This window comes from Streptomyces sp. NPDC059166 (genome assembly GCF_042755185.1).
Lineage (GTDB): Bacteria > Actinomycetota > Actinomycetes > Streptomycetales > Streptomycetaceae > Streptomyces.
The window spans coordinates 150,460-164,252 of record NZ_JBHZCI010000004.1 but is presented as its reverse complement, the minus strand read 5'-3'; the positions used below and the strand labels follow the sequence as shown (position 1 = coordinate 164,252).

Annotated in this window: 11 protein-coding genes; 5 read left to right on the top strand and 6 right to left on the bottom strand. The window is 73.0% G+C overall.

From position 1 onward, the window contains the following. Positions 1-78 precede the first annotated feature (78 nt). Complete coding sequence (locus ACFXOA_RS04785; RefSeq protein WP_385022497.1) at positions 79-1,527, bottom strand: hypothetical protein; 1,449 nt, start codon at positions 1,525-1,527, stop codon at positions 79-81. Between the two features lie 160 nt (positions 1,528-1,687). Further along, positions 1,688-3,070: a transcriptional regulator gene (locus tag ACFXOA_RS04780; RefSeq protein WP_385022494.1), complete on the bottom strand. Its 1,383-nt coding sequence runs from the start codon at positions 3,068-3,070 to the stop codon at positions 1,688-1,690. A 257-nt stretch (positions 3,071-3,327) separates the two neighbouring features. On the opposite strand from ACFXOA_RS04780, the gene ACFXOA_RS04775 reads away from it, so the two are divergent. Genes ACFXOA_RS04775 through ACFXOA_RS04765 form a run of 3 tightly spaced genes read left to right on the top strand, consistent with a single transcriptional unit; the run spans position 3,328 to position 6,509 of the window. Next, complete coding sequence (locus tag ACFXOA_RS04775; protein ID WP_385022491.1) at positions 3,328-4,005, top strand: bifunctional DNA primase/polymerase; 678 nt, start codon at positions 3,328-3,330, stop codon at positions 4,003-4,005. 39 nt (positions 4,006-4,044) lie between these two features. After that, on the top strand, positions 4,045-4,869 hold the full coding sequence (locus ACFXOA_RS04770; RefSeq protein WP_385022488.1) for an ABC transporter ATP-binding protein: 825 nt from the start codon (positions 4,045-4,047) through the stop codon (positions 4,867-4,869). Further along, on the top strand, positions 4,866-6,509 hold the full coding sequence (locus tag ACFXOA_RS04765; protein WP_385022485.1) for a transporter: 1,644 nt from the start codon (positions 4,866-4,868) through the stop codon (positions 6,507-6,509). The genes ACFXOA_RS04770 and ACFXOA_RS04765 overlap by 4 nt, the downstream gene beginning before the upstream one ends. A 117-nt stretch (positions 6,510-6,626) precedes the next feature. On the opposite strand, the gene ACFXOA_RS04760 is transcribed toward ACFXOA_RS04765, so the two are convergent. Continuing rightward, on the bottom strand, positions 6,627-7,520 hold the full coding sequence (locus ACFXOA_RS04760) for an alpha/beta fold hydrolase (RefSeq protein WP_385022713.1): 894 nt from the start codon (positions 7,518-7,520) through the stop codon (positions 6,627-6,629). A 748-nt stretch (positions 7,521-8,268) separates the two neighbouring features. Further along, the gene (locus ACFXOA_RS04755) at positions 8,269-8,961 is read right to left on the bottom strand and encodes a metal-dependent transcriptional regulator (protein ID WP_385022483.1); all 693 of its coding nucleotides are present in this window, start codon (positions 8,959-8,961) and stop codon (positions 8,269-8,271) included. 208 nt (positions 8,962-9,169) lie between these two features. On the opposite strand from ACFXOA_RS04755, the gene ACFXOA_RS04750 reads away from it, so the two are divergent. Beyond that, positions 9,170-9,925, top strand: a complete 756-nt coding sequence (locus ACFXOA_RS04750) for an SIS domain-containing protein (RefSeq protein WP_385022480.1) — start codon at positions 9,170-9,172, stop codon at positions 9,923-9,925. Between the two features lie 34 nt (positions 9,926-9,959). Here the strand turns inward: ACFXOA_RS04750 and ACFXOA_RS04745 are convergent, their stop codons facing one another. Both ACFXOA_RS04745 and pdxH read right to left on the bottom strand, forming a co-directional pair. Continuing rightward, positions 9,960-11,354 (bottom strand): PAS domain-containing protein, encoded by a 1,395-nt coding sequence (locus ACFXOA_RS04745; protein WP_385022477.1) that lies wholly within the window; start codon positions 11,352-11,354, stop codon positions 9,960-9,962. Between the two features lie 393 nt (positions 11,355-11,747). Continuing rightward, positions 11,748-12,380: a pyridoxamine 5'-phosphate oxidase gene (gene pdxH / locus ACFXOA_RS04740; RefSeq protein ID WP_385022710.1), complete on the bottom strand. Its 633-nt coding sequence runs from the start codon at positions 12,378-12,380 to the stop codon at positions 11,748-11,750. A 256-nt stretch (positions 12,381-12,636) separates the two neighbouring features. On the opposite strand from pdxH, the gene ACFXOA_RS04735 reads away from it, so the two are divergent. After that, positions 12,637-13,746: a citrate synthase 2 gene (locus tag ACFXOA_RS04735; protein ID WP_385022474.1), complete on the top strand. Its 1,110-nt coding sequence runs from the start codon at positions 12,637-12,639 to the stop codon at positions 13,744-13,746. Positions 13,747-13,793: the final 47 nt, after the last annotated feature.

Sequence of the window (13,793 nt, the reverse complement as noted above, 5' to 3'; positions counted from 1 at the left end):
CCGGGACGTGACGTGGTCTCCAGGCCGTCGCGGAGCCTCCGGGCCCGGGAGCGGGCGGGTCCGGAGACGTGTTCCCGCTCAGAGCTGTGTGGGGGCCCGCTCGGTCAGCCCGTACTTCCGTGCGATGGCGTTCCACAGACCGGACGCCTCGCGCTTGGCGATCGTGGCGTCGCTGCTGGACGCCCCCGCCTTGGCGGTCTCCCCGGTCGTCCGGGCCTTGCCGCCCTTGCAGACCTTCTTGTCGTTCTTCGCCTGCCGGGCCCACGCGGCGTAGTGGTCGTCCGCCTCCGCCGACGCCCGCCACGCCTTCGTCAGCGAGCCCTTCAGCTCCGCGCTGGACGGCAGTCGGTCCACGCTCAGGGATTCCAGACGGGTCACCAGGCCCCGGCGCTGCGTGGCCGCTCCGGTCAGGTCGGTGGCGGCCTGGTCGAGCTCCCGGCAGCCCTTGATCTTCTCCACGGCGCTGATCACGGCCGAGCGGCTGTTGTTGCTGTCCGCGAGGAGCTTGTCCAGCTCCTCGGCCTGCGGCTTCGCGGGGTCGGCGGAGGGCTGCGCCGACGGCTCGGTCGCTGCCGAACTCTGCGAGGCGACCGGCTGCTTGGCGTCCGAGGGACTGTCGTCGCCCCCGCTCATCAGCGCCCCCGCGCCGAGCCCGACGACCGCGCAGCCGACGACGACCCCCGCGATCAGCTTGATGTGCGCCGTCCGCCTGCGCGGCGCGCCGTCGCCCTGGTCCTGGTGCTGACCGCCGTAGCCGCCGTGACCGCCGTACCCGTCGTGCGCGCCCTGCTGGGGACCCGGCTGGTAGGGCTGGGCGCCCTGGGGCGGCTGCTGGGCGTACTGCTGGTGTCCGCCGCCGAAGGCGGGCATCTGCTGTGTGGAGCCCGCCGGCTCCTCGCTGCGGAAGAGGCTGTCGAACTCCGCGGGCGGCTGCCGGTCGCCCGGGGTTCCGGGCCGTATCCCGTACGGGGCTCCGCCGGGCACCGGGGGTATGTACTGCGTGGCGTCGGAGTCGGAGGGCTGTCCCGGGCCGGAGGTCCGTCCCAGGAACTGCGTGGACTCCGCGGGCTGCTCGGGCGGCAGCCCCCCGGGGAGCGGACCGCCGGTCACAGGCGCGATGTACTGCGTGGCGTCGGCGTCCCCGGCATGCCCCGCGGCGCCGGCCTCGGGCGGCAGCGGCTGGGCGTACCCCTGCGGCTGCTGGTACTGGCCCTGTGCGGGCGGGTACGGCTGCTGCGGGGGCTGCTGGTACTGCCCGTGCTGCGGCTGCTGGTACGCGTTCTGCCCGTACTGCTCGGGCTGCTCCGGCGGGAGGTGCCCGGGGGGCGGGCCGTCCCGGTGCGCGGACTCCGGCCCCCAGGAGTCGCCCCACGGCCGGCCGCCGGCGGGGACGGCCTGGTCCTGCTGCGGGCCGGCCTGCCCACCCGGGTGCCAGGGGGCACCACCGTCCGCGGGCAGCACGACACCCTCGTGCGCGGGCCGTACAGCGGGAAGCTGCCGCTCGTCACCCTGTCCGCTCTGCGTCACCGGGACTCCTCCGTGTGAACCTATGGAATCGTCGGCTCACGCTACCGGGTGTCCTCGGCCCGGCGCCAAGCGCCCGAGGGCGCTCACCACCCCTTCACACGGGTGGTAACACCCTCGGCGCCCGCGACGCTGTACATGGCCGGTCCGGCGGAATCGCCGGTCAGGCGGCCTGCAGCTCCAGCCTGGCGCCGAACTCCCGGACCGCCGGTTCGCTCGCGTAGGGCTCCAGTCGCTGCCGGAGGTCGTCGAGATACTCGGCACCCCGGCTGGAACGCACCGTCCCCAGGAGCTCCATCGCCCGCAGCCCCGTGTGGCAGGCCTGTTCCACCTCACGCTGCTGCACCTGCGCGGTGGCCAGCAGCACCAGGCCGATCCCCCGGCGCCGGGTCCGGGAATCGGGGAGCGCCGCCAGGGCCTCCTTCGCGCGGCGGGCGGCGGGCTCGGCCTGCCCCAGGTCGCGGTGGCAGTGGGCCAGTTCGTCGGCGAGGTAGCCCGCGTCGAAGTGCGCGATCCAGTCGGGGTCGTCACCCGCGGCCGGGTCGGACTGCTCCAGCGCGGCCAGCGCCCGGCCGGCCGCCAGGCGGCAGGTGCGGTCGTCGCCCAGCAGCGCGTGGCCGCGCGCCTCGGCGGCGTGGAACATGGCCTCCGCCCTCGGGGTGACCCGCCCTCGCGCGCCCTCCTGCGCGGCCCGGGCCAGCTGGGCGATCTCACGCGGGTTGCCGAGCTGCGCGGCGAGATGACTCATCGAGGCGGCCAGCACATAGCCGCCGTACGCGCGGTCGCCCGCGGCCTGGGCCAGGCGCAGCGCCTGGATGTAGTACCGCTGGGCGAGACCGGGCCGGCCGGTGTCGACCGCCATGTACCCGGCGAGTTCGGTGAGTCTGGCGACCGCGCCGAACAGCTCGCGGCCGACCGATTCGCGGTACGAGCCCGAAAGGAGCCCTGACACCACGCTGTTGAGGTAGTGCACCAGGACGGGCCGCACGTGCCCGCTGCCGAATCGGTGGTCCAGGTCGACGAGCGCGGCCGTCATCGCCCGCACCGCCGCCACGTCCGGCATGCCCACCCTGCTGCCGCCGGTCCGTGCCACCTGCGGGTCGGCGCCCGTGATCAGCCAGTCGCGGCTGGGCTCCACGAGGGCGGACGCGGCCACCGCCGAACCGGACAGGAGATCGCGGCGGCCCACGTCGCTGCGCCACAGCTCGCAGACCTGCTCGACGGCGCCGAGGACCGTGGGCGAGAACTGGAGACCCACTCCGGAAGCCAGGCTCTTGCCGTTGGCCATGCCGATCTCGTCGATCGTGACCGTACGGCCGATCTTGCGCCCGATCGCCTCGGCGATGATCCCCGCTGCTCTGCCCCGGGGTTGCTGCCCCCGCAGCCATCGGGCCACCGAGGTCTTGTCGTAGCGGAGGTCCAGCCCCCGCTCCGCGCCGACCATGTTGACCCGGCGTGCGAGACCGGCGTTGGAGCACCCGGCCTCCTGGATGAGCGTCTGGAGCCGTTCGTTCGGCTGACGGGCGACGAGAGGCCTGGCTGCCATGTGTTCTCCCCCTGAGACCGCGGTGCTTCAGTGAAGCAATCACTGCCCGGCACGGCACGAGAAATGCGCATATTCATCTGTATCGGGTACGTGGGACCGCGTGTCGGCACAGTTCTGCAGGTGGTTACCCGCACTTCGGTGCGGCCGCTCATGCGCGCCCCCGTCCGTGCCTCTGTGCGCCCCGCGTGCAGAACCGATCCGCCAGGAAGGTCGCGCACGCGCCCGTAACCCCAGGTGGCGCCGGTAGTTGAGTGGGCGTGGAACAGCCCATCGGAGTGACGGAAGCCGCACAGGTCCCCCAGCAGCGCGACGAGCAGCTGCTCGAGGCCGCGGCCTGGTACGCGCAGGAGCGGCACTGGGACGTGTTCCCCGGCGCCTGGCTCGAGCCCGTCGGCGGGACGGAGCGGTGCTCCTGCCAGGTGCCCGCCTGCGCGGCCCCGGGGGCCCATCCCGTCCGGGCGGACTGGGCGGGCCAGGCGACCGGCAGCGGCGCCGCGGCCCGCCGGATGTGGGCCGGGCAGCCGGGCTCCTCGGTGCTCATGCCGACCGGCCGGACCTTCGACGCCCTGGACGTGCCGGAGTCGGCGGGCTTCCTCGCGCTGGCGCGGATGGAGCGGATGGGGCTCACGCTGGGCCCGGTGACCCGCACCCCGGACCGGCGGATGCTGTTCTTCGCCCTCCCGGGAGCCGCCGCCAAGGCCCCCGACCTCGTACGCCGGCTGGGCTGGGACGCGCGGGTGATCGGCATGGTGGGCCGCGGCGAGGGCGACTACGTGGTGGCGCCGCCGACCCGGATGGCCGGGCGGGGGGCGGTGCAGTGGGCCCGCCGCCCCTCGCGGGCCGACCTGTGGCTGCCGGACGCCGAGGAGCTGATCAGCCCGCTCGCGTACGCCTGCGCCCGGGAAGCCGCCGACGCCAGGGGCCGTCTTTCGTAGGGTGGTCCCCACATACGGGGACTTCGAAAGGCAGTTGCCATGCCGGACCAGGCGGACAGTGCGGGCGGGACCGACTCGGCGGGTGCGGCCAGGGCCGCCCGTCCGGCGGTGCGGGTGGAGGGGTTGTGGAAGCGGTTCGGTGAGCAGATCGCGGTCGGCGGGGTCGACCTGGATCTCCCGGCGGGCAGGTTCGTCGGACTGGTGGGCCCCAACGGCGCCGGGAAGACCACCACGCTCTCCATGGTGACCGGGCTGCTCAGGCCGGACATGGGCCGCATCGAGGTGGCCGGCCACGACGTGTGGCGGGATCCGGTCGAGGTGAAGTCCCGGATCGGCGTCCTCCCGGAGGGACTGCGGCTCTTCGAGCGCCTCTCGGGGCGCGAACTCCTCTCCTACACCGGCCGGTTGCGGGGGCTGCCGGGTGCGGAGGTGGACAAGCGGGCCACCCAGCTCCTCGACGTCCTGGATCTCGCGGGCGCGCAGCACAAGCTGGTGGTGGACTACTCGACCGGGATGCGGAAGAAGATCGGGCTGGCGTCCGCACTGCTGCACAATCCCGAAGTGCTCTTCCTGGACGAGCCGTTCGAGGGGGTCGACCCGGTGTCGGCGCAGACCATCCGCGGGGTGCTGGAGCGTTTCACCCGGTCCGGCGCGACGGTGATCTTCTCCAGTCATGTGATGGAACTCGTCGAGTCGCTCTGCGACTGGGTGGCCGTCATGGCGGGGGGCCGCATCAAGGCCCAGGGGACCCTGGCGGAGGTCCGCGGCGAGGCCGCCACGCTCCAGGACGCCTTCCTGGAACTGGTCGGTGCGGGCGCACGGGACACCGGCGAGTCCCTGGACTGGCTGGGCGGTGCCCGATGACGGTGCTGGACACCCCCGCCGGATCCGCCGTCCCCGCCGTACGCGGTGAGGGCCTCGTCCCCGTCTTCGTACGGCTGAAGCTGACTCTGCTGCGCAACGGTCTGCGGCAGTCGTCCGGGCGACGGGCCGCCTATGTCGCCTCGATCGTGGTGACGGCGCTGCTCGCCGCGGGCCAGGTGATCGGCTTGGTCGCGCTCCGCGGCCACGACCAGGCGGCCACTCTGGTGGTGCTGCTGACGGCCGTGGTGGCTCTGGGATGGGCCGTGATGCCGCTGTTCTTCCCCAGCGGCGACGAGACCCTGGACCCGAGCCGGCTGGTGATGCTGCCGTTGCGGCCCCGCCCTCTGATCGAGGCCCTGCTGGTGTCCTCGCTGATCGGCATCGGGCCGCTCTTCACGCTCGCCCTGGCTCTCGGCTCGGTGATCGCGTTGGCGCACGGGGCCGCGGCGGTGGCGTTCGGAGTGGTCGGCGCGCCGTTGGCGCTGCTGGTCTGTGTGTCCCTGGCGCGTTCCGTGGCCACGGCGAACATCCGGCTGCTGACCTCACGCAAGGGCCGGGACCTCGCGGTGCTCAGCGGGCTGCTGATCGCGGTGGGGATCCAGTTCGTCAACTTCGGCGCGCAGCGTCTGGGCCGGGCGGGCGGGCTGTCCTCCTTGGAACCCCTCGCGGAGGTGGTGCGCTGGCTGCCCCCGGCGTCGGCGCTCGGCGCGGTGGGATCGGCCTCCGAGGGGGCGTACGGGGCCGCCTGCGGGCAGCTGCTCGTCTCGCTGCTGGCCCTGGGCGGCCTGGTGTGGCTCTGGCAGCGGAGCCTCGTGAAGCTGATGACCGCACCGGACGGCTCCACCATCGCCGCCGCCGAACCTGCCGGCCGCCGGTCCGGTACGGAGCGTTCGGGGCTCTCCGCCCTGCTCCCCGAGGGGCGCACGGGGACGGTGATGCTGCGGAGCCTGCGGTACGTCGTGCGGGACCCCAAGACGAAGGCCGCCTGGGTGACCGCGCTGGCGATCGGCCTGATCGTGCCGGTGCTGAACGCGGTGCAGGGCACCGGGTCCCCGTACTTCGCCTGCTTCGCGGCCGGGATGCTCGGGATGCAGATGTACAACCAGTTCGGTCAGGACACCTCGGCGTTCTGGATGGTGGCGCTGTCGGTTTCCTCGACGAGGGACGCCTACCTGGAGCTCAGGGCGCGCGCGCTCGTGCTGCTTCTGATCACCCTGCCGTACACGGTGCTCGTCACGGTGGTGACCGCAGCGGTGCTCGGGGACTGGGCGGCGCTGCCGGGGGTCGTGGGGCTGTCGTTCGCCCTGCTCGGTGCGATGCTCGCCACGGGCGCCCTGGCCTCGGCGCTGTTCCCGTACTCCATCCCGCAGGACGGGGCGTTCAAGAACGTCGTGCCGGGGCAGGCCGGGCTCGCGTGGATCTCCATCCTGGGCGGCATGGTGGCGGCGGCCCTGCTCAGCGGGCCCGTGATCGGGCTGACGGTCTGGCTCCACGTGTCCGGCCGTCAGGACGCGCTGTGGACGCTGCTGCCGGTGGGTGCGGTCTACGGGGCGTTCATCGGGTGGCTCGGGGTACGGCTGGCCGCGCCGCGCACGGCGGACCGGCTCCCGGAGATCCTGGCCGCGGTCAGCAAGGGCTGAGCCGGCGGGCCTCCCGGGCGGGGCGGTGAGCTCCGAGGACGGGCCGGGCGGCCCGGGGGTGAGCGGGTGGGCCCGGGGAAGCCGTCAGGGGCGGGTCGCCCGGTCCGGGGCCGCTGTTCAGGGACGGGCGGCCTCCCGGTCGTCGTGGCGGCCCTCGGCCAGCTGCTCCAGGAACGGTTCGACCGCTCTGCGCCAGCCGTCCGGGCAGTCGTAGTGGACGAGGTGGCCGGCATCCTCCACCTCGGCGTACTGCCCGAGCGGCAGGACCCTGACCATCTCCTGGGCCTCGGCCCTGCCCAGCTCTCCGTCGATCCCGCGCAGGACCAGGGTGGGGCAGCGCACCTGTGCAAGCTCCTCCCAGTGGGCGTCGTAGATCCAGGTGGCCCGGGACGTCAGCATGTGCTCCTGGGAGAAGACCGGGCGCCAGCCGTCAGGGCTCTCGGCCATCACCTCGGCGAAGAACTCACCGCGGGAGGGGTTGGGCCGCTCCACCCAGGGGTCGTCCTCGCCGAACCACTTGCGGACCCCGGCGAGGGTCGCGAAGGGCAGCGGCCAGGCGTCGAACCAGTCCTCCCATTCGCGCTGCGAGGCGGGCCCGAGGGCGGAGGCCCGCATGTCGCAGATGATCAGGGCCTTGACGAGATCGGGGCGCTTGGCCGCGAGCTGCCAGGCGGTGAGCGCGCCCATGGAATGTCCGATGAGCGTGACCGGGGCGAGGCCGAGCTGCTCGATCACCGCCTCGGCGTCCGCGACATAGGCGTCACGGGTGTACGGGCCGTCGGCCGGCTTGTCGCTGCGGCCGTGGCCGCGCTGGTCGAGGGCGACGGGGCGGTGGCGCTCGGAGAGCCAGCGGGCGGCGGGGGCCCAGTGCGCGGACCGGCCCATCAGCCCGTGGAGCATTAAGATCCCGGGGGCCCGGCCGGACTCCTCCCGGCCCTTGGGCGGTTCGGCGAACTCCCAGGCCGCGAGGCGTACGCCGTCCGATCCGGTCACATCGATGCGCCGCACCATAGGTTCTGGCACCCCCTCTTCAGGTCCTCGTCCACCGTGTGTGCGTCGCCGCCAGACTATCGAACTCTTATTCGAAAATCGGTTTCCGGCACGCAACATCCCACGTTCGAGTGACAGCGGTTCAGGATTGACGACGGCCCCCCGGGGGAGACCTTCTGCGGGAAGCGGACCACTCGGGGACAGGGGTCCGCGGGGACTGACCTCGAGAGCTCGGGGCTCCAGGTCAGAGCAGGGGAGGACCGGCCTCGGCGCCTTCGGGCGCCGGGGCCTTCCGCTGTTTCGGAGCCCGAGGATCCGTGAGCTCCACAGCGGTCCGGGAGCGCCTCGGGGCGGGCGGCCGCAGTGCCGCAGGGGAGCCGAACCGCCCTCGCGCGCGCCGCCCCGGTTCGAACAGCCGCAACGGCGGACACGTGTACGCAGACAGGCCCGGACGCCACCTCGCGGCGCACGTGCCACTGCGACGGGCGCATTCCCCGCCCCCTCCCCGGACGGCGCGGCAGACGCTGCCGGCACCTCAGGTCCGAATGCCTGGCCACAGCCTGGCACGCGTTTCGCCCGGCCGCTGCGATTCCGGGCGGAAAACAGAAAGCGGGCTTACCGGCTCACATCCGCACGTGCGTCGGCACCGGCGCCTGCACGTGCACGCAGGACGCCGGTGCACGCATCGGCCCAGGTCAGCGCTGCGTATCAGCGCTCCGGCAGCGCTTCGGGTCAGCGCTGCGGATCAGCTTCGGGCCAGCGCTGCGGATCAGCGCTTCGCGACGAAGACGTGCGAGGCGACCTCGCTGTCCAGCTCGGCGGCCTCCCCGCTGGAACCGACCAGCACACCGCCGGCCGACTCGGTCACGCTGACGACGGAGCCGGGCTGCACGCCCGCCCGCCGGAGTGTGTACATCAGCTGTGCGTCGGTCTGGATCGGCTCGCCGATCCGGCGCACCACCACCGTCTTGCCCTCCGCGCCCGGGTCGAGCTCGGCCAGGCTCACCATGCTCTCGTCCAGGAACGGGTCGGCCTCGGCGCTCTCGCCCAGCTCCTCCAGCCCCGGGATCGGGTTGCCGTAGGGAGACTCGGTCGGGTGCCGCAGCAGCTCCAGCACCCGGCGCTCGACGGCCTCGCTCATGACGTGTTCCCAGCGGCAGGCCTCGGCGTGCACCTGCTCCCACTCCAGCCCGATCACGTCGACGAGCAGGCACTCGGCGAGCCGGTGCTTGCGCATCACCCGGGTCGCCAGGCGGCGTCCTTCCTCGGTCAGCTCGAGATGGCGGTCACCCGCGACCTGGACCAGCCCGTCCCGCTCCATGCGCGCCACCGTCTGGCTGACCGTCGGCCCGCTCTGGTCCAGCCTCTCGGCGATACGGGCGCGCATGGGGACAACGCCTTCCTCTTCGAGCTCGAGGATGGTGCGGAGATACATCTCCGTCGTGTCGATCAGTCCGGACATACGTGCCCCTCGATGCTGTGACATGAAGTCGTCGTGCGATGGCCCAACCCCAATTCTGACGCATGGCGCCGACAACCGTGCCCCGCCGTCGGGAGCGGGCTCCGCGGACGGGGCCGGGGCGCTATTGACAGCCCAGTGGTCCAGACCGCAACGTGATCCGCGACACGGGCACCGCACGGACCCCCATCCCGCAGGAAAGGCCTCCTCGATGAGCGACAGCAAGCTCGCCGGTCAGTTCTTCGACGCAGCGATCGGCCTGCTGGAGCGGGTGCGCGACGAGGAGTCCTCGGCGATCGCGGCCGCGGGGACGGCCATCGCCGACACCGTCGCGGCGGGAGGGCGGCTCTTCGCCTTCGGCGCCGGGCACTCCTCGCTCGCCGCGCAGGACGTCGTCTACCGGGCCGGCGGGCTCGCCCTGATGAACCTGCTGGCGGTGCCCGGCACCGTGGGCGTCGACGTCATGCCGGCGACCCTCGGCTCCGCGCTGGAGCGGGTGGACGGCCTCGCGAGCGCGGTGCTCGACTCCAGCCCCGCACGCTCCGGCGACCTCCTGGTGATCATCTCGCTGTCCGGGCGCAACGCCCTTCCCGTGGAGATGGCGCAGAACGCGCGGGCGCTCGGCCTGACCGTCGTCGGAATCACCTCGGTCGCGTACACGACCGGCACGAAGTCACGCCACGTCTCGGGCGGATTCCTCCGCGACCACTGCGACATCGTGCTGGACAGCAAGATCGCCATCGGTGACGCCACGCTCACGCTGGAGGGCGTGGAGGCCCCGTTCGCGCCCGCGTCGACGGTCGTCACCAGCGCGCTGATGCAGGCCATGATGGCCACCGCCGCCGAGGAACTCGTCGCCCGGGGCATCGAGCCGCCGCTGCTGCGCTCCGGCAACGTCGACGGCGGCCACGAGTGGAACGGCCGCGTGATGCGGGAGTACGGCGACCGGATCTTCTACCGCCACTGACCGCCGCAGAGGGCGGCCCAGGGCGTCGCCGGGCTCAGGACCCGTCGCCGCGGGCCGCCAAACGCGCCAGACGCGCCAGGTCGACCGCGGACGCGACCCGGCTCGCCACGCTCTCCGCGTACGCCGCGTCCGTCCGCTCGAAGGCGCTGCGGCTCGCCGTACGCAGGAACGTCACCACTCCCAGGGTCCGTCCCCGGCTCCGGAGCACCGCGCACAGGGAGTGCACCGCGCCTTCGGGCCACTGCCGCTCCACGGCCCACTCCCGGTCCGCCCCGGCCGGTGCGGCGGCCCGTACGGTCCCGGCGCGCTCCACCGCCTGGACCGCCGGGTGCTCGGTGCCGTACCGGACGGGGAACGGCCCGCCGGAGACCGCCAGGCAGGGGCCCGGGGCGTCGGAGGGTGTGGACGCGGCCCGTACGAGCCGCTCTCCACCCGAGAGGTCCTCCAGCAGATCCACCACCACATGGTCGGCGAACCCGGCCAGGGCGAAGTCCAGTGAGGTGGTGGCCGCCTCCATCGGGTCCTCGCACTCCGCCGCCTGACGGGCGGCGCGGTGCAGCTGGTTCGCCCGGAAGCGGAGCCGGGCGGCGTCCTGCTCGGCGAGCTTGGCCGCGGTGACGTCCCGGAACAGCCAGCCGACGCCCAGCGGAACCGGCTCCTCCGCCAGCGGCGAAGCCAGCCGCAGGAACCCGCTGCGCCAGCAGCGCCTGCGGTCGCCCTCCGCCGTCCGCAGCGTCACCCACAGCTCGGCCGGCGCGGTCGGCGAGCCCTCGGCGAGGACGTGCTGCAGCGCCGCCTCCAGGTCCTCCACGCCCTGCACGACCAGCTCCCCGAGCGGGCGTCCCAGCAGCCGGGTACGCCCGCCGCCCAGGGCCCTGGCCGCGTAGGCGTTGACCACGGTCGGCCTCAGGTCGACATCGACGAGGACGACGCCCCAGGACGCGTCCTCGAACAGCGCCTCGCTGAGCGCGATGGAACGCTCCAGGTCGATCTGGGCGTGCACCTCGCTGAACGCGCAGTACACCCCGGCGGGCTTGCCGTCAGCCCCCCGCACCCCGGACGACTGGGTCCGTACGAGGACCCGCCCGCCGTCCTTGCGCAGCAGGGCGAACTCGTGGACCTGGCGTCCCGGCGCGTCCATGACGGCCAGCAGCCGCCCCTGCACGTCCCCCGCGTCCGCGCTGCGCACGGCCCATCCGGCGAAGCCCCGACGCCCCACCGCCTCGGCGGCGGACCAGCCGAGGATCCGCTCGGCCTCTCGGTTCCAGTGGGTGATCGTGCCCTGCGCGTCGAAGGCGCACAGGGCGGCGTCCATGCCGTCGAGCAGCGCGGCGAGGAGCCGGGAGCCGGGAATGGCCGCCGGAGCCCGCTCGGGGTCCTCGTCGGGGCCGATCGCGTCGGTGGTCCCGGTGCTCCTGGAAGCACTCACTCCGTACCTCCCGCAGGGCGTGTTCCGCTTCGCGTTCCGCATTGCCGCACGTCAGACCATTGAACTCGAACGTGAGCCACCACACAGCCACTTCCCGGAAATCCGGTGTCCACCCGGGGTGCGGTTAATTCAGTTGTGCGGGCGCGGGGGCGTTCCTAGGCTGTGGGCACACGCTGAAAGGAGGTGATCCGAAAAGTGCAGTCTTATCGGATTCGTGAGGTGGCTGCGGGCTGACAGCCCGTCGTCGCACACCGTGCACCTCGGCAGGCTGTCTGCCGAAACCCAAGCAGTCACCGACCCGCAGGCTCGCCGGTAGATCCGGCCGGCTCCTCCGTGAGGAGGGACCAGAGCCTGCGGGTTCCTGCGTTTCCGGGGCCGTGGCCCGGGAGGCCGTCAGGGGCAGAGGCGCTCCACCCGCCACTCGGCGTCCGGGCTGTCGCGGACGTACCGCAGGCGGTCGTGCAGCCGGTTCTCGCGGCCCTGCCAGAACTCGATGGCGTCCGGCACGACCAGGAAACCGCCCCAGTGCGGCGGCGCGGGCACCTTCTCCCCCTCGGGGTAGCGGTCGGCCAGCTCCTCGTAGCGCTCGGTCAGCTCGTCGCGTGAGCCGATCACCGTGGACTGCTCGCTGGCCCAGGCGCCCAGCTGGGAGCCGTGCGGGCGGGTACGGAAGTACGCGACCGTCTCCTCCCTGCCCACCCGCGACGCGGTGCCGGTCACGATGACCTGCCGGGCCAGCGGGTGCCAGGGGAAGAGCAGTGAGACGTGCGGGTTCTCCGCGAGCTCACGGCCCTTGCGGGAGCCGTAGTTGGTGAAGAAGACGAAGCCCCGCTCGTCGTACTGCTTCAGCAGGACCGTGCGGGAGGACGGGCGGCCCCGGGAGTCGGCCGTGGAGACCACCATCGCGTTCGGTTCGTGAAGGGCTCCGCCGCCCGCGACCTGGCGGAACCACAGGGCGAACTGGTCCATGGGATCCGCCGCGAGGTCCTGCTCGGAGAAGTCCTCGGAGCGGTACTGCTCGCGCATCGCGGCCGGATCGGTGGTGCAATCGGATGACGGAGTGCGGGAGGAGGCGGAAGCGGAGGACGGAGAGGCGTCTGCTGTGGGCACGGGGCCATCCTGCCGCAGCGGAGGTGACGTCCCCCCGGGAGGGCACGATCGCCGCGTGCGTGCCGGTCGGCTGTGCCGCACGTCACCCTTCCCCGCGTCGTGGGTACCCGCCAGTATCGTGGTCGGGCCTTCAGGGCCCGTCACACAGCCGCCGAGTCGAGGGAGCCGCCCGATGTCCGACTTCGTACCCGGACTTGAAGGAGTCGTCGCGTTCGAGACGGAGATCGCCGAGCCCGACAAGGAAGGCGGATCCCTCCGTTACCGCGGCGTCGACATCGAGGACCTCGTCGGCCATGTGTCGTTCGGCAACGTCTGGGGTCTCCTGGTGGACGGGGCGTTCAACCCCGGCCTGCCGCCCGCCGAGCCGTTCCCGATCCCGGTGCACTCCGGCGACATCCGCGTGGACGTGCAGTCCGCCCTCGCCATGCTGGCCCCGGTGTGGGGCCTGAAACCGCTGCTCGACATCTCCGTGGAGCAGGCCCGCGACGACCTGGCGCGCGCCGCGGTGATGGCCCTCTCCTACGTCGCCCAGTCGGCCCGCGGCCAGGGCCTGCCGATGGTCCCGCAGAGCGAGATCGACAAGGCGACGTCGGTCGTCGAGCGGTTCATGATCCGCTGGCGCGGCGAGCCGGACCCCAGGCACGTCAAGGCCGTCGACGCCTACTGGACCTCGGCCGCCGAACACGGCATGAACGCGTCGACGTTCACCGCCCGCGTCATCGCCTCCACCGGCGCCGACGTCTCGGCGGCCCTGTCCGGTGCGGTCGGCGCCATGTCGGGTCCGCTGCACGGCGGCGCCCCGTCCCGTGTCCTCGGCATGATCGAGGAGATCGAGCGGACCGGCGACGCCGCGGCGTACGTCAGGCAGGCTCTCGACAAGGGCGAGCGGCTGATGGGCTTCGGCCACCGCGTCTACCGCGCCGAGGACCCCCGCGCCCGCGTCCTGCGCCGTACCGCGCGCGAGCTGGCGGCCCCGCGCTTCGAGGTGGCGGAGGCGCTGGAGAAGGCCGCCCTGGAGGAGCTGCACGCCCGCCGCCCCGACCGGGTCCTGGCGACCAACGTCGAGTTCTGGGCGGCGATCGTGCTGGACTTCGCGGAGGTCCCGGCGCACATGTTCACCTCGATGTTCAGCTGCGCCCGCACCGCCGGCTGGTCGGCGCACATCCTGGAGCAGAAGCGCACCGGCCGCCTGGTCCGCCCCTCGGCGACGTACGTCGGTCCTGGCACCCGCGACCCGCACGAGATCCCGGGCTTCGACCAGCTGGCGGATCTCAACAACTGACCCTGCCGGAAAGGCATTTACCCTCGCGGACGCCCTCGGCGACCGCG

Excerpts from the sequence above, each read along its gene's own strand:
- ACFXOA_RS04780 (WP_385022494.1), bottom strand. The coding sequence starts at position 3,070 with ATGGCAGCCAGGCCTCTCGTCGCCCGTCAGCCGAACGAACGGCTCCAG.
- pdxH (WP_385022710.1), bottom strand. The coding sequence starts at position 12,380 with ATGCGCGAGCAGTACCGCTCCGAGGACTTCTCCGAGCAGGACCTCGCG.
- ACFXOA_RS04735 (WP_385022474.1), top strand. The coding sequence starts at position 12,637 with ATGTCCGACTTCGTACCCGGACTTGAAGGAGTCGTCGCGTTCGAGACG.
- ACFXOA_RS04760 (WP_385022713.1), bottom strand. The coding sequence starts at position 7,520 with ATGGTGCGGCGCATCGATGTGACCGGATCGGACGGCGTACGCCTCGCG.
- ACFXOA_RS04750 (WP_385022480.1), top strand. The coding sequence starts at position 9,170 with ATGAGCGACAGCAAGCTCGCCGGTCAGTTCTTCGACGCAGCGATCGGC.
- ACFXOA_RS04770 (WP_385022488.1), top strand. The coding sequence starts at position 4,045 with ATGCCGGACCAGGCGGACAGTGCGGGCGGGACCGACTCGGCGGGTGCG.
- ACFXOA_RS04755 (WP_385022483.1), bottom strand. The coding sequence starts at position 8,961 with ATGTCCGGACTGATCGACACGACGGAGATGTATCTCCGCACCATCCTC.
- ACFXOA_RS04765 (WP_385022485.1), top strand. The coding sequence starts at position 4,866 with ATGACGGTGCTGGACACCCCCGCCGGATCCGCCGTCCCCGCCGTACGC.